This window comes from Pantoea sp. GW821-FHT03E06 (genome assembly GCF_059420725.1).
On record NZ_JBWKUG010000001.1, the window covers coordinates 1,253,131 to 1,272,888 of the forward strand.

Here is a 19,758-nt window from a genome sequence, read left to right on the forward strand (position 1 = left end):
TGAACTATGGTTAGCTTGCCGTACTCTATGAGTACTCGTGTTTTTCAGGAACTGTGCGAATTATCATGAACCTCTGGTTCAGGTAAGGGAGATAAGATGAAGCAGGCACTTCGTGTAACCTTAGGTTTTTTTGTACTGCTGTGGGCAGCTATGCTCCATGCAGAAGTACGTATTGAAATTACGCAGGGCGTTAACACCGCACGTCCTATTGGTGTGGTTCCGTTCCAATGGGCTGGCCCCGGTGCGGCACCAGAAGATATCGGCGGTATTGTAGGTGCCGACTTACGTAACAGCGGCAAATTTAACCCGCTGGATCGTTCCCGTCTGCCGCAGCAACCCGCGAGTGCGCAGGAAGTCCAGCCTGCTGCATGGAGCGCCTTGGGCATTGATGCGGTTGTGGTGGGCCAGGTAACGCCAAACGCTGACGGCAGCTATCAAATTGCCTACCAGCTGGTGGATACCGGTGGCGCACCAGGCACTGTATTGGCGCAGAACTCTTACAAAGTGACGAAGCAGTGGCTGCGCTATGCCGCGCACACCGCCAGTGACGAAGTGTTCGAGAAGCTGACCGGCATCAAAGGCGCATTCCGTACCCGTATTGCATATGTGGTTCAGACCAATGGCGGTCAGTTCCCGTATGAGTTGCGCGTGTCGGATTACGATGGCTACAACCAGTTTGTGGTTCACCGTTCACCGCAGCCATTGATGTCGCCAGCCTGGTCACCAGATGGCAGCAAAGTGGCTTACGTGACCTTTGAAAGTGGTAAATCTGCGCTGGTGGTTCAGACGCTGTCTAACGGTGCAATTCGTCAGGTCGCTTCTTATCCGCGCCACAACGGTGCGCCAGCCTTCTCACCGGACGGTTCTAAACTGGCCTTCGCGCTGTCGAAAACCGGTAGCCTGAACCTGTATGTGATGGATCTGGCTTCTGGCCAGACGCGTCAGGTAACGGACGGCCGTTATAACAGCACAGAACCGACGTGGTTCCCGGATAGCCAGACGTTGGCTTATACCTCGGATCAGGCCGGTGCGCCTCAGATTTATAAAGTTGGAGTTAACGGCGGTGCGCCACAACGTATTACCTGGGAAGGTGCGCAAAACCAGGATGCGGATGTGTCTACCGACGGCAAAACCATGGTGATGATCAGCAGCGCCGGTGGCGCGCAGCACGTCGCCAAACAGGATCTGGTAACGGGAGCCGTTCAAACAATAACGGATACGTTCCTGGATGAAACGCCAAGTCTGGCGCCAAACGGCACAATGGTAATCTATAGCTCTACTCAGGGGATGGGTTCCGTGTTGCAGTTGGTTTCAACCGACGGGCGTTTCAAAGCGCGTCTTCCGGCAACTGATGGACAGGTCAAATTCCCTGCCTGGTCGCCGTATCTGTGATGCATAGGTCCCCTGCACGGCGGGGGATTAAAATGTATGGCAAACAAAATAATAGGATAAAGAAATGCAACTGAATAAAGTGCTGAAGGGTTTGATGCTGGCTCTGCCGGTTATCGCAGTAGCTGCATGTAGCTCACACAAAAACAACAACAACGATCAGACTGGTATGGGCGCTAACGACGGTGCTTACGGTGCTGGTGCGGGCCAGAACGGTAACATGTCTTCTGACGAGCAAGCGCGCCTGCAGATGCAGCAGCTGCAGCAGAACAACATCGTTTACTTCGGTCTGGACAAGTATGACGTGCAGTCTGATTACGCTCAGATGCTGGATCAGCACGCTGCATTCCTGCGTAGCAACCCGTCTTACAAAGTGACCATCGAAGGTCATGCGGATGAGCGCGGTACCCCAGAATACAACATCGCCCTGGGCGAACGTCGTGCAAGCGCCGTTAAGATGTATCTGCAAGGCAAAGGCGTTTCTGCTGACCAGATGTCTATCGTTTCTTACGGTAAAGAAAAACCAGCTGTACTGGGTCATGACGAAGCGGCATACGCTAAAAACCGTCGTGCCGTACTGGTTTACTAAGATAATCGTATGATGAGTAACTTCAGACTTCATCTATTGAGTCTGTCGTTACTGGTTGGTTTAGCGGCCCCCTGGGCCGCTAATGCCCAGGCGTCAATCAGTAGCGTTGGCTCAGGCTCGGTCGAAGACCGCGTCACCACTCTTGAACGTATCTCTAATGCCCAGGCTCAGCTTTTGCAGCAGTTGCAGCAGCAGATGAGCGATAACCAAAGCGATATCGATTCGCTGCGCGGGCAAATCCAGCAAAACAGCTATCAGCTTAACCAGGTTGTTGAGCGCCAGAAACAGCTCTATCAGCAGATCGATAGCCTAAGCTCCGGCAGTAACGGTGCGCAGGCGAGCGGTAGTGCAGATGCGGCAGCAGGCGCAGCAGCTGCGAATAGCGCTAGCAGCGATAATGCCAGTGCGGCAGCGCCAGCTCAAACCGGCGACGCCAACACGGATTACAATGCTGCGGTTGCATTGATTCTGGAGAAGAAGCAGTACGATCAGGCCATTACAGCCCTGCAGGCTTGGGTGAAGAAATATCCTGATTCTACCTATCAGCCGAATGCCAATTACTGGCTCGGTCAGCTGTTTTACAACAAGGGTAAAAAAGACGATTCGGCCTATTATTTTGCCACTGTGGTAAAAAATTATGCGAAATCGCCAAAAGCCCCGGAAGCGCTGTTTAAGGTTGGCGTGATCATGCAAGAGAAGAACGACACGGCGAAAGCCAAAGCGGTCTTCCAACAGGTGATCAAACAATTCCCAAATAGTGATTCTGCTAAGCAGGCGCAAAAACGCCTTGCCGGGTTGTAATTTGTGCATAAAAGACCGGATTTCGTGTGATTTCTGGTCTTGCAGCATGAAAGGTAAGCGATTGAGTGATTTGGTGATAAATAAGGGTTGCGCCGCCCCGCTAAATCAGTAATATATGCCGCCGTTGCCGGGACATATCTTAACAAGTATCGGCAGCACTGAAGATGGGTCGTTAGCTCAGTTGGTAGAGCAGTTGACTTTTAATCAATTGGTCGCAGGTTCGAATCCTGCACGACCCACCATCTCAACCCGTTGTTAGTGAGATGATTTCTTCAGTAAGCTTCACAACCTTGATGGGTCGTTAGCTCAGTTGGTAGAGCAGTTGACTTTTAATCAATTGGTCGCAGGTTCGAATCCTGCACGACCCACCATAAAATCAGGTTGTAAGCCCCCAGCGGGTCGTTAGCTCAGTTGGTAGAGCAGTTGACTTTTAATCAATTGGTCGCAGGTTCGAATCCTGCACGACCCACCAGTTATGTAGAAAGGCGCCCTAAAGGCGCCTTTTTGCTTTTCTATGCTTTTTAAATGTTAGGTCCTTTCGGCTGATGACTCGGTTTACTTGCTCTTAACCGGCGTCAGACTTTTCCAAATATGCAGCACCGCATAGCTGCGCCACGGTCGCCAAACCTGCGATAACTGCTCCGCCACTTTGGCACTCACGCCGCCGAGATTATTACGAATCGCAATGTCCTCTTTGGGAAACGCATCAGGCCAACGCAGCGCGCGCATCGCAATATAACTCGCCGTCCACGGCCCAATCCCTTTCAGCGCCAGCAACTGCTGCTGAACCACATCAGGATTCACCGCTCCGTTAAAGCGCAAGGCACCAGAAGTACACGCCTGCGCCAATGCCTGAATAGCATGAGAACGTGCACTCACAATCCCAAGGCTAGCGATATCATCAATGCTTGCCGCCGCCAGCGCCTCGCCATTGGGCGGCAAACGAGACAGCTCTGGCCACGGCGTTGCCAGCGGTTCGCCAAAGCGTTGTGCCATGCGACTACTCAGCGTCGTTGCGGCTTTCACCGTTACTTGTTGGCCGAGTATCGCCCGAACACCTAGCTCGAAGCCGTCAAACGCACCAGGAACGCGTAAACCGGGAAAGCGCGATAGACTCTCCGCCAGCAGCGCATCGTGGCTGAGGTGCTCTGCTATGCGCTGTGGCTGCGCATCCAAATCAAACAGATCGCGCAGACGACGTAACAGGGCGGGCAGCACCGGCGTTAGCGAAGTCGTGAATTGCACGTTCAATGACTGTTTCTCTGCGAGATGGCTCACGCGCACCCAACCGCGACAGCCGCCCAGCGCCACGGTGCGGTGATACATGCCGTCGTTGACCCATTCCACCTCTTTCATGACGCGCTGCTGCAGGAAATCGAGCATCGCATCCCAATCGTAAGGCGGCCGATAACTGAGGCGCAGTTCAGCGCTTTCCTGCACCGTAGTAGTAGAATCGGGCTGACTCTGCTTGCGCAGACGGGAAGGTGTCATGCGGTAGCGCGCCTGAAACACATCATTAAAACGTCTCAGGCTACGGAAGCCGCTGGCGTAGGCAATTTCCGTTACCGGTAGCGAGGTTTCCGTCAGAAGTTGCTTAGCAAGCAGCATACGGCGCGTCTGACGCAATTCTAATGGCGAAACACCGAGCTCCTGCTGCACCACACGCCGTAGTTGACGTTCGCTGAGGTTGAACTCGCTGGCGATCTCTGCGAGCGTCTCCTGCTCTTCCAGCAAGCCCTCTTCAATACGGCGGATCAAACGATCGGCAATGCGATGATGACTATCCACCGGCGCAAAACCGGGTGCCAGTTCCGGGCGACAGCGTAAGCATGGTCGAAAATGCGCTTTCTCGGCGGCTTCTGCGCTGCTGAAAAACAGGCAGTTCTTCTGCATCGGTGCTTTCACCGGACAGATCGGTCGGCAATAAATACCGGTTGACGTTACGCCGACAAAAAACAGCCCGTCAAAGCGACTATCGCGCGAGGTCAGCGCCTGGTAAGCAATTTCAGGATCAAACATCATGATCTCCAGCAAATAAACGGCATGGTCGCGCAAGCTCAACCGGAAAACTCGCTGCTTTCGGACAGCTAACCAGTTTATGCTGATGACCGAAAACAGCCAGTTTCTTGCGGCGGAAATGCGATAATCGCTAACAGAGATTACGCCGGAGGTGCACTATGTATCATGCCAAAATTATCGCCACCCCTGTTGGGGAGCTCACGCTTATTGCTACTGACAACGGATTGTCGGCCATTCTGTGGGAAAACGAAGGTTCGCAGCGCGTACCGTTAACGCCGATCAGCCGTAACGATCAACACCCGATACTCTGTGAGGCAGAACGGCAGCTGCGCGAATATTTCGCCGGTGAACGCCAGCAGTTTGATATGCCGTACGACACGGTAGGCACCGAATTCCAGAAAAAAGTGTGGCAAGCGTTACTCACTATTCCGTTTGGTGAAACCCGTAGCTATCAGCAAATCGCCGAACAAATTGGCAATCCTAAAGCGGTGCGCGCGGTAGGTGCGGCGAACGGTAAAAACCCGCTTTCGATTATGGCGCCGTGCCATCGCGTGATTGGCAGCAACGGGAAACTGACCGGCTTTGCGGGCGGTCTCAGCGTTAAAGCGTTCCTGCTTGAACTGGAAAGCCCGCAGAAATCTATCGGCAGCGTATTGTTGCTATAGAGCGCGCAAAAAAGAGACGACACTCTCGCGTATTTCCGCTATCGTGTTTAGCATATAAAACACGATAGCGGTTTTAATGCCGCATCATCGCCACAGTAGGCGATTTTGTTAAATTGAGAAAACGAGAGCCGTGTCATGAGTCTGATGTTTGATCCTGAAAACGCGATCTATCCTTTCCCGCCGAAACCGGCGCGTCTCAGTGTGGATGAAAAATCCTACTACAAGAACGAAATCAAACGCTTGCTAAAAGAACGTGATGCGGTGATGGTGGCCCATTATTACACCGATCCAGAGATTCAGGCGCTGGCGGAAGAGACCGGTGGCTGCGTATCAGACTCGCTAGAAATGGCGCGTTTCGGCAGCACGCATCCAGCAAAAACCTTGCTGGTGGCGGGCGTGCGTTTTATGGGCGAAACAGCAAAAATCCTCAGCCCGGAAAAAACCGTGCTGATGCCTACGTTGCAGGCGGAATGTTCACTCGACCTTGGTTGCCCTATTGAAGAGTTCAACCGCTTCTGCGATCAGCATCCCGATCGCACCGTGGTGGTGTACGCCAACACCTCGGCGGCGGTTAAAGCGCGCGCCGATTGGGTGGTGACGTCGAGTATTGCGGTTGAACTGATTGAACATCTTGATAGCCTCGGCGAGAAAATCATCTGGGCGCCGGATCGCCATCTTGGCCGTTACGTCACGCAGAAGTCCGGTGCCGATGTACTGTGCTGGCAGGGCGCGTGCATCGTGCATGACGAATTCAAAACCCAGGCGCTGCAACGTATGAAAGCGCTCTATCCGGATGCGGCTGTGTTGGTGCATCCTGAATCACCGCAGGCGATTGTCGATTTAGCCGATGCGGTCGGTTCCACCAGCCAGCTGATTCAGGCGGCGCAGAGCCTGCCGCATCCGCAGATGATCGTCGCCACCGATCGCGGCATCTTCTACAAAATGCAGCAGGCGGTACCGAATAAAGAGCTGCTGGAAGCGCCAACCGCCGGTGAAGGCGCCACTTGCCGCAGCTGTGCGCACTGTCCGTGGATGGCGATGAACGGCCTTAAAGCCATTGCCGAAGGATTAGCACGCGGCGGCAGCGAGCATGAAATTCATGTTGAAGACGCGCTGCGTGAGGCTGCGTTGATCCCACTCAATCGCATGCTATCTTTCGCTGCAGATCTTAAACTCAAGGTAAAAGGGAACGCATGACGCGTACCCTGCATATTTAGGCTATAGGTACCTCACATGGACTTCTTTAGCACACAAAATATTCTGGTTCACATTCCGCTGGGCGTTGGCGGCTACGATCTGTCGTGGATTGAAGCCATCGGCACCGTCGCGGGCCTGTTGTGTATCTGGCTAGCCAGCCTTGAAAAAATCATTAACTACTTTTTCGGCCTGATCAACGTCACGTTGTTTGCGGTGATCTTCTTCCAAATCCAGCTTTACGCTAGCCTATTACTGCAGCTGTTTTTCTTTGTCGCCAACGTCTATGGCTGGTATGCATGGAGCCGACAAACCAGCAATAACGAAACCGAGTTGCGAATCCGCTGGCTGCCGCTGCCGAAAGCGATGGGCTGGGGCGTTGCATGCGTGTTAGCGATAGCGCTAATGACGGTTTACATCGACCCGGTTTTTGCCTTCCTGACCAAAACGGCGGTGGACATTATGCAGAGTGTCGGCCTGAACGTCGCGATGCCACAATTGCAGCCGGATGCGTTCCCGTTCTGGGATTCATGCATGATGGTGCTGTCGATTGTGGCGATGATTTTGATGACGCGTAAATACGTCGAGAACTGGCTGCTTTGGGTGGTCATCAACGTCATCAGCGTGATGATCTTCGCGCGCCAGGGCGTATATGCGATGTCGCTTGAATACGTCATTCTCACGCTGATTGCGCTTAATGGTTCGCGGCTGTGGATGCAAAGCGCACGCGAACAGGGCTCGCGTGCGCTGTCACATTAATGATGATGGGCGTGGCCTTCCAGCGCGGTATGATCATGATGATCGTGCTGCGCGGAATGGCCATCTAAACCGAGCTCACAATCTGTTCCGCTACACGGCTGATACTCCATCTGTACCGTGGCATGGGCAATCTGATAGTGTTGGTGCAAAAAGTGATGTATACGCTGTAGCAGGCCGTCGTGATCGTAAGGCGGAATGACCTGCACATGTAACGTCAACACCGGTTTTTCGCCCACTTGCCAAAGATGCACGTGATGCACATTACGCACTTCATCAATAGTGCGTGTGAGCTCGCGTGAAAGTTTATTGGCATCAATATGGGCTGGCGCGCCTTCCAGTAACTCATGCAGACTTTCGCGCAGTAACGACCAGGCGCTCCGCACCACCAGCAATGACACCAGCAGCGACAGAATCGGATCGATTGGCGTCCAGCCGGTCAGCATAATGATCACGGCGGCGACAATCGCACCAACCGAACCGAGTAAATCGCCGAGCACGTGCAGCGCTGCAGCGCGCACGTTGAGATTTTTCTCTTCACTGCCGCGATGCAGCAGCCAGAATGACAGCAGGTTAGCCAGCAGCCCGGCAATGGCGATACCGAGCATCAAACCGCCAGCAATCGGCTGTGGCTGATAGAAGCGACGTAGCGCCTCCCAGACAATCAGAACCGTAATCACCAGCAGCGCGATGGCATTGACGAACGCCGCCAGCGTGGTCAGACGCAGTAAGCCAAAGGTATGACGCGCGTTAGGTTTGCGTTGGGCAAACTGTACGGCCAGTAATGCCATTAGCAGCGCAGCGGCATCGGTCAACATATGTCCAGCATCGGCCAGTAGCGCCAGCGAGCCGGAAACGATCCCGCCGACCACTTCGGCCACCATAAACAGCGCCGTTACGCCGAATGCAGCCGCCAGTCGCGTGCGGTTGCTGTTAGGTGCGCTGTGCGAGTGAGTGTGTGCCATAATTTTCCAGTTGTTTAAGTAACCTGTTTGTTAATGATATCAGTAAATTGAGATCATCAACGTTCAACTGCTGCTGTCTAGCCTGTGCGATCAGCTGCTGGCACTGCTCGGCAACCTCATCAATGCCCAGCATTAGCCAGCTTCCTTTCATCCGGTGCGCAGCGTGCTCCAGCTCGGCCCAATTCTGCGTATGGTGGGCTTTTAACAGCGCATCGCGATCCTGTTGCAGCGTGCGCTGCAATGTTTGCCCGATACGGGGGATAAAAGCTGGATTGTTTTGTGCCAGAGTCAGCAGACTGTTTGGCAGCACTTCCAGGGGATCCTTTACCGCACGCGCCAGCAGCGGCGCCAGATGATCAAGTTCGATGGGTTTAAGCAGCAACGCTTCATCGTTCCGCAGCGCCATTTTCAACAGCTGCACATCGGCGGAACAGAGCACGCGTAGCATGGTTTTACCACGCTGGCGCTGACGACGGCGCAGGATGCGCAGCAGGGTCAAACCATCGGGACGTGGCATCATTTGATCAATAAACAGAAGCTCAAACGGCATCCGGGCATCGGCCTGCAGCAGCCTGCGGCCATCTTCAAACACCTCAGCCTGCACCCCAAAGTTCGCCAGCTGCTGCTGCATCACTAAAAGATTGGTGGGATGATCGTCAACGATTGCGACACGTAATTGGGGATAATGCGGCCAGCTTTCCGCACGTTCAGTCAACGGCTCATCACTTAATACCAGCGGGAGCTGCACGCTTACCGTGGTGCCGTGGCCTGGCGCTGAGGTAAGCGCCAGCGAACCGCCCATGCGTTGCACGATTTCGCGACAGATAAACAGACCTAGCCCGCTGCCTTGTACCGCATGACTTTTGCCGGACGGCGCCTGATACCACGGCTCGAACAGCTGCGCCTGCTCGCTGAGCGGAATACCGCTGCCACTGTCGGCCACGGTAAGCTGGATATGTTGATCAACGGCCAGCGTAATGCGCACTTCTCCCTCGCGGGTAAACTTCAGCGCGTTAGCCACCAGATTATTCGCCACCTGCTGCAGGCGATCGCCATCCAGCAGCACGCAGGCCGGCAGCGGCGTGAGCGCTTCAGCGACCAAATTCGGTCCGGCATCCCGCATTAAAGGGTGGTAGAACTGCTGCTGCTGGTGCAGCCAATGCGCCAGGTTAAGCGGACGTGGTGCGAGGCGGAAACTTTGGCTCTCAATCCTCGCGTGATCCTGTAAATCGTTAAGCAGCGCCATCAGCGATCGCGCGCTGCTGTGCATCAGCGTTAATCGTTCACTCGGATGCTGCTGCTGTTCCAGCTCCAGCAAGCCGAGGATCGCCTGCATCGGCGTGCGCAATTCATGGCTGGCGGTGGCGAGAAATTGGCTTTTGGCGGCATTGGCGCGCTCGGCCTGCTCCCGCTGCAGCCTATCGCGGCGCTGTTGCCAATAGCGCCGCAGCAGGAGCGCCAGCAGCAGCAGGATAGTAATGCCAGCCGCAATGAGGATCATCAGCGGGATATTACGCATCGCCATAGTGGTGCCCGGCTGCGGAGGCTGCGACCAGCTCAGGCGCATTTGACTCAGCGTATCAGAGGGAATCTGCTGCAGTGCATGATCGAGCAGCGCACGCAGTTCCGGCTGCGCAACGCTAACCTGTGGCGCCAGTGGCCAGGCAATATCGCTGGCGGCGAAAGCCAAATGAATACGATTGTCGGTATGGCTCGCCATACGCCAGCGGGCGGAAAGGACATTATCGACTAACGCATCAATCTGGCCGTTATTTAGCGCCTGCCAGAGCTGTGCACGATCGTCAAAAAGCTGTGGCGTGATGCTGGAGGGCAGTAAACGCTGCGCCAAATCGCCACGCAATACGCCCACACGCTGTCCTTGCAGGGATTGCCAACTCATTGGTGGATGCGTTGAGATCGTGTAAATTCCCCAAATCGCACGCCACACTGGCAAGGTATTGCTGCTGGCATCGTCGCCGAACAGCGGCTGCAACAGGTTTAGCATGACCTGCTGCTGCTGCAATAACGTGGCAGCCTGTTGCGCATTGTTAACCCAGCGCGGCGTAAAATGCAGGCCAGTACTTTGGCTTAGCGCATTGAGTAAATCGATGCCAAAGCCTCGTGCATTGCCGCTGCTATCGCGGTAGCTCCATGGCGCATTATCGGCTTCGACCGCGTAAGGAATCTCTCTATGCTGCGCTAGCCACTGTTTCTCACTGGTGGAAAGCATCAGCGTTTGCGTGTCCTGATAACGCAGCAGCGGCGGACTCCAGCGCTGCTGCACGCGGTTGCTAAACTCGGCAGGCAGCAAACGAAGCTGGCCGTTAAGCCAGTGAATCAAGGCGGCGTCTTTGGCCAGTGCGCGTAACGTCAGCTCACCGGCACCGGGATCGGCTGCAATCTGGTAAATTTGTCCCTGTTGCAACTGGTCGAGCAGAAAACCTGCGCTGGCGTCATCGGCAATCAGATAATCACTTTGTTGGTTAAGCAAGGCGTATAGCGCCTGCAAATCGCCCGGTAAACTATGCCAGCGATGCTGCTGCACAAACGCGGTTGGTAGCTGCGCCAGCGTGGCATCGGCAATGGTGAGCTGTGCGGTATCGCTGTTGAACATCACCGCACGCTGATTATCGCGATTGCGATAGATGCGAATCGGGCTGCTGTACCAGCTATCGCTGAGAAGCACCTCAGGAGGTGAGGCGGCGTGCTCGGTGCTTAACACGAAATCCACGTCGCCGCGCTGTAGCGCCGCCAGCTGCTGCGCGCGATCCGCATAGCTTTGCAGCGTAAAGCGAGTGCCGGTGAGCTGACTGAGTGCGCTGAGATAATCGGCATCAATACCCCAGATGCGATCGCCAATACGCATCGCCCAGGGGGCGCTATTCTGCGCTGGCACCGCCACCCGTAATGTCGCGCCAGACCATGGCTCGGCATGCGGCGCGGGCATCATCGCGGGTAACATCACGCTGCTGGCGGGTAGCAAATCGGCTCTCGCCGGTAGACTCAGCAATAGCAAAACCAATAGAAAGAGTTTTCTCACTGCTGCGCTTTCCACAGCTCGGCCAGCTCAACCACCGAGTGCACGCCGGTTTTTTCCAGGATGTTCTTCTTATGGGTGCTGACGGTTTTATTGCTGATATGCAGCTGTTCGCCAATTTGTAAATTTGACAGTCCGCGCACCAATAGCGCAACGATCTGCTGCTCTTTCTCGGTCAGCGGCAGTTCGATACGTTCAGGTAGCGGTGGAAAAGCCTGTTGTCCGCCCAGCACCGCTAGAATCGCACTCAATAATTGCGCCATACTTTGGCTTTTCACCACGTAACCGGCGGCGCCGAGTGAAACCGCAGTGAGCAGCGTGTGGCGACTCTGTTGTGCTGAATAGATCAGCACGGGGCAATGCGGATGGCGCATGCGTAAACGGCGAAGCAGCTCCAACCCGTCGCAATCCGGTAAGCCGATGTCGAGCACAATCAAATCGATGGCGTGACGCTGCAACAACTGACGCGCCTGAGCTTCATCGCCAGCGGCATGGATGTTGAGCGTAATGGGGGCGTTGACGCAGGCCGCTTCCAGTGCGACTTCGACTAACGGGTGATCATCAATAAGCAGCAATGAAGCCATGAAACATTTCCTGTGAATTTCATTGCTTCAGCATAGCGGAAAAGGGCACAGGGCAAAATAAAAGGGAGAGCCGAAGCTCTCCCGATTTAAGCCTATGACTGAGTTATTGTGTAGTGCCATCGGTTTTATGATGTTTAGTACCGACCTTTTTGTTCATATCAGGGCATTTGCCCTCTTTGCAAAGTGTATTTTTATGAATCTGAGTTTTGGACATATTGCTTGAATCGGTACCCGATGTCGCAGCGCTGTTAGTATTAGTGCTGCCGTTATTGATTTTACTGTTATCAACATTATTCGGTGGCAGATTTTGTTTAGCGCCGCCTGCCGCCGCGCCCGCTTTCGCTGAGGCATTGGCCTCACCGTTGTTATCTGCAGCCATGACCGCACCGCTACTTAAAGTCATCGCTGCGGTGAGAAAGATAATTGCAAACTTATTCATCATTATGCTCCGGTAATTAATGGATAGTTGCCGTCTAACACCGGCTGGTGTTGATTGACGAAAATAGCGTGCCGCGATGGAATAAAATTCCACCTTATACGCTTCGCTTAAATATTAAATTTTGCAAACACATCGATCCTTAGTGCTTACATTTAAAAAGCTTAGCGCAGGGATGGATAAATGCAAATTTGAGATGTACATTTAACCTCCGCGCGTAATTTACACCCGACGCATGAAGGGCTAAAGTGGGCGGGTTGCGCCCGGCGGACGTTGGGCCAGAAATTTGAATGGAATTATGTATGGATTACCAGAACGACGATTTGCGCATCAGAGAGATCAAAGAGTTACTTCCTCCTGTTGCCTTGCTTGAAAAATTCCCCGCCACCGATAAAGCTGCCGAAACCGTTGCCCAATCACGTCAGGCGATTCACCGCATTTTGCACGGTCAGGATGATCGTTTGCTGGTGGTCATCGGTCCTTGCTCAATTCATGATACTAAAGCGGCGAAAGAGTATGCGGCGCGCCTGCTGCAACTGCGTGAAGAGCTCAAAGATGATTTAGAAGTGGTGATGCGCGTGTATTTTGAAAAACCGCGTACCACGGTCGGCTGGAAAGGGCTGATCAACGATCCCTTTATGGATGGCAGCTTCCAGATCAACGACGGTCTGCGCCTGGCGCGCAAGCTGCTGGTGGATATCAACGATATGGGTTTGCCGGCGGCGGGTGAGTTCCTTGATATGATCACACCGCAATATATGGCCGATCTGATGAGCTGGGGCGCAATTGGCGCGCGTACCACCGAATCACAGGTGCATCGTGAACTCTCTTCTGGCCTTTCGTGCCCGGTTGGTTTCAAAAACGGCACCGATGGCACCATTAAAGTGGCGATTGACGCCATTGGTGCGGCCAGCGCGCCACACTGCTTCCTCTCCGTCACCAAGTATGGCCACTCGGCCATTGTCGAAACCAGCGGTAACGAAGATTGCCACATCATTCTGCGCGGCGGCAAAGAGCCGAACTACAGCGCTGAACATGTAGCCGCGGTGAAAATCGGTCTGGAGAAAGCGGATCTGCGTCCACAGGTGATGATCGACTTTAGCCATGCCAACAGCAGCAAGCAGTTCCAGCGTCAGATGGTGGTTGCTGACGACGTGGCGCAGCAGATTGCGGGCGGCGAGCAGGCGATTACCGGCGTGATGATTGAGAGCCATCTGGTAGAAGGTAACCAGAGCCTCGAAAGCGGTAAAGCGCTGGTGTATGGCCAGAGCGTGACCGATGCGTGCATCGGCTGGGCAGATACCGAGAAAGCATTGCGTCAACTGGCGCAGGCGGTTAAACAGCGTCGCGGTTAATCGCGGCGTGCAATAAAAAAGGCCAGACGCGAGTCTGGCCTTTTTGCGTTTCAGCGTTCGCTTACTTGGCTTTACCCTGGTTGGCAACGGCTGCTGCTTTCGCAGCGATCTCGTCAGCATCACCCAGATAGTAACGTTTGAGCGGCTTGAAGTTTTCGTCGAACTCATACACCAACGGCACGCCAGTTGGGATGTTCAGTTCAAGGATTTCATCTTCGCTCAGGTTATCGAGGTATTTTACCAGTGCGCGCAGGGAGTTACCGTGTGCGGCAACGATCACTTTCTCACCGCTCTTGATGCGCGGCAGAATGCTTTCGTTCCAGTAAGGAATAACACGTTCGATGGTCAGCGCCAGGCTTTCGGTGGTTGGCAGCTGCGCGTCAGTCAGTGAAGCGTAACGCGGATCGTGGCCTGGGAAACGCTCATCAGCGCGGTCCAGTTCCGGTGGCGTGATGGCAAAGCCACGACGCCACTGTTTAACTTGCTCGTCACCGTATTTAGCGGCGGTTTCTGCTTTATCCAAACCTTGCAGCGCACCGTAGTGACGCTCGTTCAGACGCCAGGTTTTCTCAACCGGCAGCCAGGCCTGATCCAGCTCATCCAGCACGTTCCACAGCGTGTGGATAGCGCGCTTCAGCACTGAGGTGTAAGCAAAATCAAACACGAAACCTTCTTTCTTCAGCAGCTGACCAGCTGCTTTGGCTTCCGTGCGACCTTTGTCAGACAGATCCACGTCGTACCATCCGGTGAAGCGGTTTTCCTGGTTCCACTGGCTTTCGCCGTGTCGCACCAGTACCAGCTTAGTTACGGCCATAGCTTTACTCCTTAATGCTCGATTTACGATTAGTATTGAAACCGGCTGCGGCCGCCTAAGAAGCGGCTCACTAATAGCGCCATACCATAGCCGAAAACAGCGCACTGCGTAAGCCTGTCGGTGACGCAGTGCGCGTTTTTCATCCGGCGGCTCAGTGCGGCGTGAAGCGATAACGCGTCACGGACTGCCAGCTGTCGCCAGGTTGCAGCCAGCAATCGGGCTGCGGCCATTCAGCATGGTTGGGCGAATCCGGTAAAAATTCACTTTCAAGAGCAATGCCCTGGAAAGCAGTATAGCTGTCTTGCTCACGGGCGCGGGTGCCCGCTAAATAGTTACCCGTATAAAATTGCAGCGCCGGTGCGGCGGTAAAAACGCTCAACTCCAGCTTGCCATCCGCAGACCACAAATGAGCCGCGGGCTGGCTGCTGTCGCCTGCCGTGTTGAGTAAAAAGGCATGGTCATAACCTTTCACCGCTTTTTGATCGTCATCGGCAAGGAACTCATCAGCGACGCGCTTCGGCTGGCGGAAATCAAAACTGTTTCCAGCCACTTCTTTCAGCGGTGCGTTGGGAATTCCCTCGCTATCCACCGGCAAGTAACGATCGGCGTGCAGTTGTAAGCGATGCTGGCGCGCATCGCCATGATGCGCATCAAGGTTAAAGTAAGCATGATTGGTCAGATTGACCGGGCAGGGCTTATCCGTCTTCGCTTCATAGCGAATCGACAGGCAATTATCATCATCCAGTTGATAGATCACGTCAGCAATCAAATTGCCGGGATAACCCTGATCGCCATCGGGCGAATCGAGGCGATAGTGCACCTCGCTTTCGCTCTGGCTAAGAATTTGCCAGCGACGTTTATCAAAACCTTCCGGTCCGCCGTGCAGCTGATGTGCACCTTGATTAGCGGCCAGCAGCAGACTAAGCGGCTTAAGTTCTGCCGAGGCGATGCGGTTGGCGTAGCGGCCGATGGTAGCGCCGAGATAGGCATCCTGATGCAGATAATCGGACGGTGTAGCGCAGCCGAGCAGCGCTTCACGCACGCTGTGATCGCGCATTGGCACGCGTGCCGATAGCCAGGTGGCACCCCAATCCATAAAGGTGGCGACCATGCCGTTGCGATTGCGCAACACGGTGATGCGCCACGGTTGCCCATCTGGCGCGTGTGAATTAACGTCAGTTACCATTGGCCTGCTCCTGCGGAGGCTTTGCACACGTAGAAGGTTTCTTTAATGCCGGTTTGCGCTTCATACTTTGCGGCCACTGCCGCCTTCACGGCATCGACCAGATCGATTGGCATCAGCGCCACAATACAGCCGCCGAAACCGCCGCCGGTCATGCGCACGCCGCCACGCGGGCCGAGCTCTGCTTTCACAATTTCAACCAGCTGATCGATTTGCGGTACGGTGATTTCAAAATCATCACGCATCGAGGCATGTGATTCAGCCATCAGTTCGCCCATACGCTTCAGATCGCCCGCGCTTAAGGCATCGGCCGCTTCCAGCGTACGCGCATTTTCCGTAATGACGTGGCGCACACGCTTCGCTACCAGCGCATCCAGCTCACCTTCGGAGGCTGCAAACTCTTCCAGCGTGACATCACGCAGTGCGGGTTTGTTGAAGAAGCGGGCACCGGTTTCACACTGTTCGCGACGCGTATTGTATTCGCTGCCCACCAGGGTGCGCTTGAAATTAGAGTTGATGATCACCACCGCGATGTCTTCTGGCATGGAGACCGCGCGCGTACCCAGCGTGCGGCAATCGAGCAGCATGGCGTGATCGGGTTGGCCGAGCGCAGAAATCAGCTGATCCATAATGCCGCAGTTACAGCCTACAAACTGGTTCTCGGCTTCCTGGCCGTTCACCGCAATGGCGGCGCCGTCCAGCTTCAACGCATACAGCTGCTGGAACACGGTGCCGACCGCCACTTCCAGTGATGCCGATGAACTCAAGCCTGCGCCCTGTGGCACGTTGCCGCTGATCACCATATCCACGCCACCAAAGCTGTCATCGCGTTTCTGCAGATGTTTCACCACGCCGCGCACGTAGTTGGCCCACATCGGCTCTTTTAACGGCTCAATGGGCGCGTCCAGCGAGAAACTGTCTTGCTGATTGTCGTAATCAACGGCAATCACGCGCACTTCACGATCATCGCGTTTGGCGCAGGCAATCACGGTTTGATAATCGATAGCGCACGGCAGCACGAAGCCATCGTTATAGTCAGTGTGTTCGCCGATCAAATTCACGCGGCCCGGCGCCTGAATGCTGTGGGTGGGTTGATAGCCGAAAGTGTCAGCGAAAACCTGTTGAGTAATGGATTTTAATGACATTTATTGCGCCTCGCGGAAATGGACATCGCTGATAGAACGCAGACGTTCAGCTGCCTGTTCCGCCGTTAAATCACGTTGGGTTTCGGCCAGCATTTCATAGCCAACCATAAATTTGCGCACCGTGGCTGAACGCAGCAGCGGTGGATAGAAATGGGCATGCAGCTGCCAGTGATCGTTGGCTTCACCGTTAAACGGCGCACCGTGCCAACCCATCGAATAGGGGAATGAGCACTGGAACAGGTTATCGTAGCGGCTGGTCAGCTGCTTGAGCGCCAGCGCCAGATCGGTGCGCTGCGGTTCCGTTAAATCGGTAATGCGCTTCACATGGGCTTTTGGCAGCAGCAGCGTTTCAAACGGCCAGGCGGCCCACCAGGGCACGACCGCCAGCCAGTGCTCGGTTTCCACCACCGTGCGGCTGCCATCTTTCAGTTCACGCGCCGCGTAATCAACCAGCAGTGGCGAACCTTTCTCATCAAAATAACGGCGCTGATTGTTGTCTTCTTTTTGCGCTTCATTAGGTAAGAAACTGTTGGCCCAAATCTGGCCGTGCGGATGGGGATTAGAGCAGCCCATCGCCGCACCTTTGTTTTCGAACACCTGAACCCAAGGGTAATGCTGTCCGAGGTCGGCGGTCTGTTCCTGCCAGGTACGCACAATGTCTTCCAGGCCGCTCAGCGGCAGCTCAGGTAGCGTTTTGCTGTGGTCCGGCGAGAAGCAGATTACGCGACTGGTGCCGCGCGCGCTTTCGCAGCGCATCAACACATCTTCGCTCTGCGGCGCGTCGGGCGTATTGGTCATCAGCGCAGCAAAGTCGTTGGTAAAGACATAGGTGCTTTTGTAGTTGGGATTTTTGTCGCCGGTAATGCGGGTGTTTCCAGCACACAGGAAACAATCAGGATCGTGAGCGGGCAGCTGTTCCAGCGCCGGCGTTTCCTGCGCGCCCTGCCACGGACGCTTAGCGCGATGCGGCGAAACCAGCACCCATTGGTCGATCAATGGGTTATAGCGGCGATGCGGATGATCAACCGGGTTAAATTTTTCCATGATAAGTCCTGGTAAACGGCAAAAAGATAAAAATGGTTTTGATCAAAGTAGCACAAAGACCCGCGTGAAAGCGTGATCCAGTCTGGATAAATGGTATCGTTTACACAAGGTGACGATTCTCATTTTGTGGGGTTGTTGCGTGTGATTGTTGATTTACCAGGCAATGAAATGGTAGCGGTTACATTAAGGGGGGATTTTAATTCCGGTGCGCATGAATGCGCACCCTACTAAGCGCTTTCGTAGGGTCGCCATTAATGGCGACCGCCAATTACCGCAGTGCTTCCTGCAGGAAACCGTAACCCTGTTCTTGCGCGACAAAACTTAAACGATGCGTGATGCACTGCGGAGCATCTTCGGCGTGATGGGACACAAACAGCAGCTGCGTACGGCCTTCACCAATCAGCACATCGACAAAGCGACGCACCAGCTGGCGGTTAATCGGATCAAGTCCTTGCAGTGGTTCATCGAGGATCAGCAGCGTGGGATGTTTGACCAGCGCACGCGCAATCAGCACCAGCCGCTGTTGTCCCCACGACAAACTGTGAAATGGCGCGTCGGCCAGCTGATTATCCATGCCGAGCAGCGCCAGCCACTGCCGCGCCAGGGCTTTTTGCCGATCGGACACCGCTTGATACAGGCCAATGGAATCGAAGAAACCGGAAAGCACCACCGTGCGCACATTGCAGCTGACGCGATAATCAAGGTGCAAGCTGCTACTAACGTAGCCGATATGCTGCTTGATATCCCAGATGGTTTCGCCGCTACCGCGTCGGATACCGAATAGTGTTAAATCGTTGCTGTATCCCTGTGGATGATCGCCGGTGACCAAACTGAGCAGGGTCGATTTTCCTGCGCCGTTCGGCCCAACAATCTGCCAGTGTTCACCGGGATTCACCTGCCAGGTTAAACCATCAATTACCGCTTTATCGTTGTACGACACCACGCCGTTACGCAGTATCACGCGCGGCGCATCTTCGGCCAGCTGCGGCAGTTGATCGGGCTGATCCGCTTCCGGCAGCGCCATGCCGGAAAGCGTCTCGCTGTGCGCCAGCTGTGCCACCAGCGCTTCTGCCAATATTGCACGACGTTCACCGACGTGCGTCAGTGTGCACTCTGCCAGTACGCCTACGTTCTCAACGAAGGCAGGAATATCGTCAAAGCGATTCAGCACCAGCACCACGGTGTAACCGTTTTGATGCAGATCGTTGAGAGTGTGTGCCAGGCTGGCGCGTGATGCCACATCCAGCCCATCAAAAGGTTCATCGAGGATCAGCAGATCCGGCCGCGCCATCAGCGCCTGACACAGCAGCGTTTTGCGCGTTTCACCGGTGGAGAGATATTTAAAGCGGCGATCCAGCAAATAGCTGATACCAAATTGCTGCGCCAGCGTCTGACAGCGCGCGTCATCTTTAACTTCGTCCTGGATGATCTGCGCAGCCGTGCGACCGGTATCGTCTTCGCCATCACTTAGCAGGTCGGTGTTATTGCGTTCCCACTCATCGCTCACCAGCTTCTGCAGCTGCTCGAGTGAAAGACGTGCACGGCGTTGGAAATCCTGCCGCACGCTGCCTTTACCCGGCAATAACTCGCCGGAGAGGGCGCGCGCCAGCGACGATTTACCGCTGCCATTCGCGCCGACGAAGGCCCAGCTTTCGCCGCTGTTGAGGGTTAAATCGTGAAGGGACAGTGCTCGGGAGTCGCTAAGGTGAAATATGCCTTGCGAAATTTGCAATGAAGCCATGATTCATTCCGTTTTTTGCATCGTGTCGTTCTGTTTTAACC

17 protein-coding genes and 3 tRNA genes are annotated in these 19,758 nt (G+C 54.7%); 10 read left to right on the top strand and 10 right to left on the bottom strand.

The window, feature by feature from the left end; genetic code table 11:
* Positions 1-96 precede the first annotated feature (96 nt).
* The 6 genes from tolB to AC07WB_RS05800 all read left to right on the top strand — a co-directional run bounded on the left by tolB (position 97) and on the right by AC07WB_RS05800 (position 3,251).
* The gene (gene tolB, locus AC07WB_RS05775) at positions 97-1,392 is read left to right on the top strand and encodes a Tol-Pal system beta propeller repeat protein TolB (protein WP_097094542.1); all 1,296 of its coding nucleotides are present in this window, start codon (positions 97-99) and stop codon (positions 1,390-1,392) included.
* Positions 1,393-1,456: 64 nt separating this feature from the next.
* The gene (gene pal, locus AC07WB_RS05780; protein ID WP_097094541.1) at positions 1,457-1,978 is read left to right on the top strand and encodes a peptidoglycan-associated lipoprotein Pal; all 522 of its coding nucleotides are present in this window, start codon (positions 1,457-1,459) and stop codon (positions 1,976-1,978) included.
* Positions 1,979-1,987: 9 nt separating this feature from the next.
* Positions 1,988-2,779 (top strand): cell division protein CpoB, encoded by a 792-nt coding sequence (gene cpoB / locus AC07WB_RS05785; protein ID WP_097094540.1) that lies wholly within the window; start codon positions 1,988-1,990, stop codon positions 2,777-2,779.
* A gap of 166 nt (positions 2,780-2,945) precedes the next feature.
* Positions 2,946-3,021: transfer RNA gene (locus AC07WB_RS05790), tRNA-Lys, on the top strand.
* Between the two features lie 53 nt (positions 3,022-3,074).
* Positions 3,075-3,150, top strand: a tRNA-Lys gene (locus tag AC07WB_RS05795).
* A gap of 25 nt (positions 3,151-3,175) precedes the next feature.
* Positions 3,176-3,251 (top strand) — tRNA-Lys (locus AC07WB_RS05800).
* Between the two features lie 83 nt (positions 3,252-3,334).
* Here the strand turns inward: AC07WB_RS05800 and AC07WB_RS05805 are convergent.
* On the bottom strand, positions 3,335-4,798 hold the full coding sequence (locus tag AC07WB_RS05805; protein ID WP_097094539.1) for an AlkA N-terminal domain-containing protein: 1,464 nt from the start codon (positions 4,796-4,798) through the stop codon (positions 3,335-3,337).
* A gap of 158 nt (positions 4,799-4,956) precedes the next feature.
* Between AC07WB_RS05805 and AC07WB_RS05810 the strand changes: the two genes are divergently transcribed.
* From AC07WB_RS05810 to pnuC, 3 genes are all read left to right on the top strand, one after another.
* On the top strand, positions 4,957-5,463 hold the full coding sequence (locus AC07WB_RS05810; RefSeq protein WP_097094538.1) for a methylated-DNA--[protein]-cysteine S-methyltransferase: 507 nt from the start codon (positions 4,957-4,959) through the stop codon (positions 5,461-5,463).
* Positions 5,464-5,598: 135 nt separating this feature from the next.
* Positions 5,599-6,660, top strand: coding sequence for a quinolinate synthase NadA (gene nadA, locus AC07WB_RS05815; RefSeq protein WP_097094537.1), 1,062 nt, complete (start codon positions 5,599-5,601; stop codon positions 6,658-6,660).
* Between the two features lie 36 nt (positions 6,661-6,696).
* The gene (pnuC, locus tag AC07WB_RS05820) at positions 6,697-7,416 is read left to right on the top strand and encodes a nicotinamide riboside transporter PnuC (protein ID WP_097094536.1); all 720 of its coding nucleotides are present in this window, start codon (positions 6,697-6,699) and stop codon (positions 7,414-7,416) included.
* Here the strand turns inward: pnuC and zitB are convergent.
* From zitB to AC07WB_RS05840, 4 genes are all read right to left on the bottom strand, one after another.
* Entirely contained in the window at positions 7,413-8,378 is a 966-nt protein-coding gene (gene zitB, locus AC07WB_RS05825; RefSeq protein ID WP_097094535.1) for a CDF family zinc transporter ZitB, read from the bottom strand. The genes pnuC and zitB overlap by 4 nt on opposite strands.
* A complete protein-coding gene (locus tag AC07WB_RS05830; RefSeq protein ID WP_494940171.1) occupies positions 8,347-11,433 on the bottom strand; it encodes a hybrid sensor histidine kinase/response regulator in 3,087 nt (1,028 codons plus the stop codon). Before AC07WB_RS05830 ends, zitB begins: the two co-directional genes overlap by 32 nt.
* On the bottom strand, positions 11,415-11,999 hold the full coding sequence (locus AC07WB_RS05835; RefSeq protein ID WP_097094533.1) for a response regulator transcription factor: 585 nt from the start codon (positions 11,997-11,999) through the stop codon (positions 11,415-11,417). Before AC07WB_RS05835 ends, AC07WB_RS05830 begins: the two co-directional genes overlap by 19 nt.
* Positions 12,000-12,102: 103 nt before the next feature.
* Positions 12,103-12,438, bottom strand: a complete 336-nt coding sequence (locus tag AC07WB_RS05840; RefSeq protein WP_097094532.1) for a YbgS-like family protein — start codon at positions 12,436-12,438, stop codon at positions 12,103-12,105.
* Positions 12,439-12,737: 299 nt separating this feature from the next.
* Between AC07WB_RS05840 and aroG the strand changes: the two genes are divergently transcribed.
* Entirely contained in the window at positions 12,738-13,790 is a 1,053-nt protein-coding gene (aroG, locus tag AC07WB_RS05845; protein ID WP_097094531.1) for a 3-deoxy-7-phosphoheptulonate synthase AroG, read from the top strand.
* Between the two features lie 61 nt (positions 13,791-13,851).
* On the opposite strand, the gene gpmA is transcribed toward aroG, so the two are convergent.
* The 5 genes from gpmA to modF all read right to left on the bottom strand — a co-directional run bounded on the left by gpmA (position 13,852) and on the right by modF (position 19,717).
* A complete protein-coding gene (gene gpmA / locus AC07WB_RS05850) occupies positions 13,852-14,604 on the bottom strand; it encodes a 2,3-diphosphoglycerate-dependent phosphoglycerate mutase (protein ID WP_008109047.1) in 753 nt (250 codons plus the stop codon).
* 151 nt (positions 14,605-14,755) lie between these two features.
* Positions 14,756-15,790, bottom strand: a complete 1,035-nt coding sequence (galM, locus tag AC07WB_RS05855) for a galactose-1-epimerase (RefSeq protein ID WP_494940172.1) — start codon at positions 15,788-15,790, stop codon at positions 14,756-14,758.
* A complete protein-coding gene (gene galK / locus AC07WB_RS05860) occupies positions 15,784-16,932 on the bottom strand; it encodes a galactokinase (RefSeq protein WP_494940173.1) in 1,149 nt (382 codons plus the stop codon). Before galK ends, galM begins: the two co-directional genes overlap by 7 nt.
* Positions 16,933-17,976 (bottom strand): galactose-1-phosphate uridylyltransferase, encoded by a 1,044-nt coding sequence (gene galT, locus AC07WB_RS05865; RefSeq protein ID WP_494940174.1) that lies wholly within the window; start codon positions 17,974-17,976, stop codon positions 16,933-16,935.
* Positions 17,977-18,244: 268 nt separating this feature from the next.
* The gene (gene modF / locus AC07WB_RS05870) at positions 18,245-19,717 is read right to left on the bottom strand and encodes a molybdate ABC transporter ATP-binding protein ModF (protein ID WP_097094527.1); all 1,473 of its coding nucleotides are present in this window, start codon (positions 19,715-19,717) and stop codon (positions 18,245-18,247) included.
* Between the last annotated feature and the right edge of the window lie 41 nt (positions 19,718-19,758).

Excerpts from the sequence above, each read along its gene's own strand:
- tolB (WP_097094542.1), top strand. The coding sequence starts at position 97 with ATGAAGCAGGCACTTCGTGTAACCTTAGGTTTTTTTGTACTGCTGTGG.
- pal (WP_097094541.1), top strand. The coding sequence starts at position 1,457 with ATGCAACTGAATAAAGTGCTGAAGGGTTTGATGCTGGCTCTGCCGGTT.
- cpoB (WP_097094540.1), top strand. The coding sequence starts at position 1,988 with ATGATGAGTAACTTCAGACTTCATCTATTGAGTCTGTCGTTACTGGTT.
- AC07WB_RS05805 (WP_097094539.1), bottom strand. The coding sequence starts at position 4,798 with ATGTTTGATCCTGAAATTGCTTACCAGGCGCTGACCTCGCGCGATAGT.
- AC07WB_RS05810 (WP_097094538.1), top strand. The coding sequence starts at position 4,957 with ATGTATCATGCCAAAATTATCGCCACCCCTGTTGGGGAGCTCACGCTT.
- nadA (WP_097094537.1), top strand. The coding sequence starts at position 5,599 with ATGAGTCTGATGTTTGATCCTGAAAACGCGATCTATCCTTTCCCGCCG.
- pnuC (WP_097094536.1), top strand. The coding sequence starts at position 6,697 with ATGGACTTCTTTAGCACACAAAATATTCTGGTTCACATTCCGCTGGGC.
- zitB (WP_097094535.1), bottom strand. The coding sequence starts at position 8,378 with ATGGCACACACTCACTCGCACAGCGCACCTAACAGCAACCGCACGCGA.
- AC07WB_RS05835 (WP_097094533.1), bottom strand. The coding sequence starts at position 11,999 with ATGGCTTCATTGCTGCTTATTGATGATCACCCGTTAGTCGAAGTCGCA.
- AC07WB_RS05840 (WP_097094532.1), bottom strand. The coding sequence starts at position 12,438 with ATGAATAAGTTTGCAATTATCTTTCTCACCGCAGCGATGACTTTAAGT.
- aroG (WP_097094531.1), top strand. The coding sequence starts at position 12,738 with ATGGATTACCAGAACGACGATTTGCGCATCAGAGAGATCAAAGAGTTA.
- gpmA (WP_008109047.1), bottom strand. The coding sequence starts at position 14,604 with ATGGCCGTAACTAAGCTGGTACTGGTGCGACACGGCGAAAGCCAGTGG.
- galM (WP_494940172.1), bottom strand. The coding sequence starts at position 15,790 with ATGGTAACTGACGTTAATTCACACGCGCCAGATGGGCAACCGTGGCGC.
- galK (WP_494940173.1), bottom strand. The coding sequence starts at position 16,932 with ATGTCATTAAAATCCATTACTCAACAGGTTTTCGCTGACACTTTCGGC.
- galT (WP_494940174.1), bottom strand. The coding sequence starts at position 17,976 with ATGGAAAAATTTAACCCGGTTGATCATCCGCATCGCCGCTATAACCCA.
- modF (WP_097094527.1), bottom strand. The coding sequence starts at position 19,717 with ATGGCTTCATTGCAAATTTCGCAAGGCATATTTCACCTTAGCGACTCC.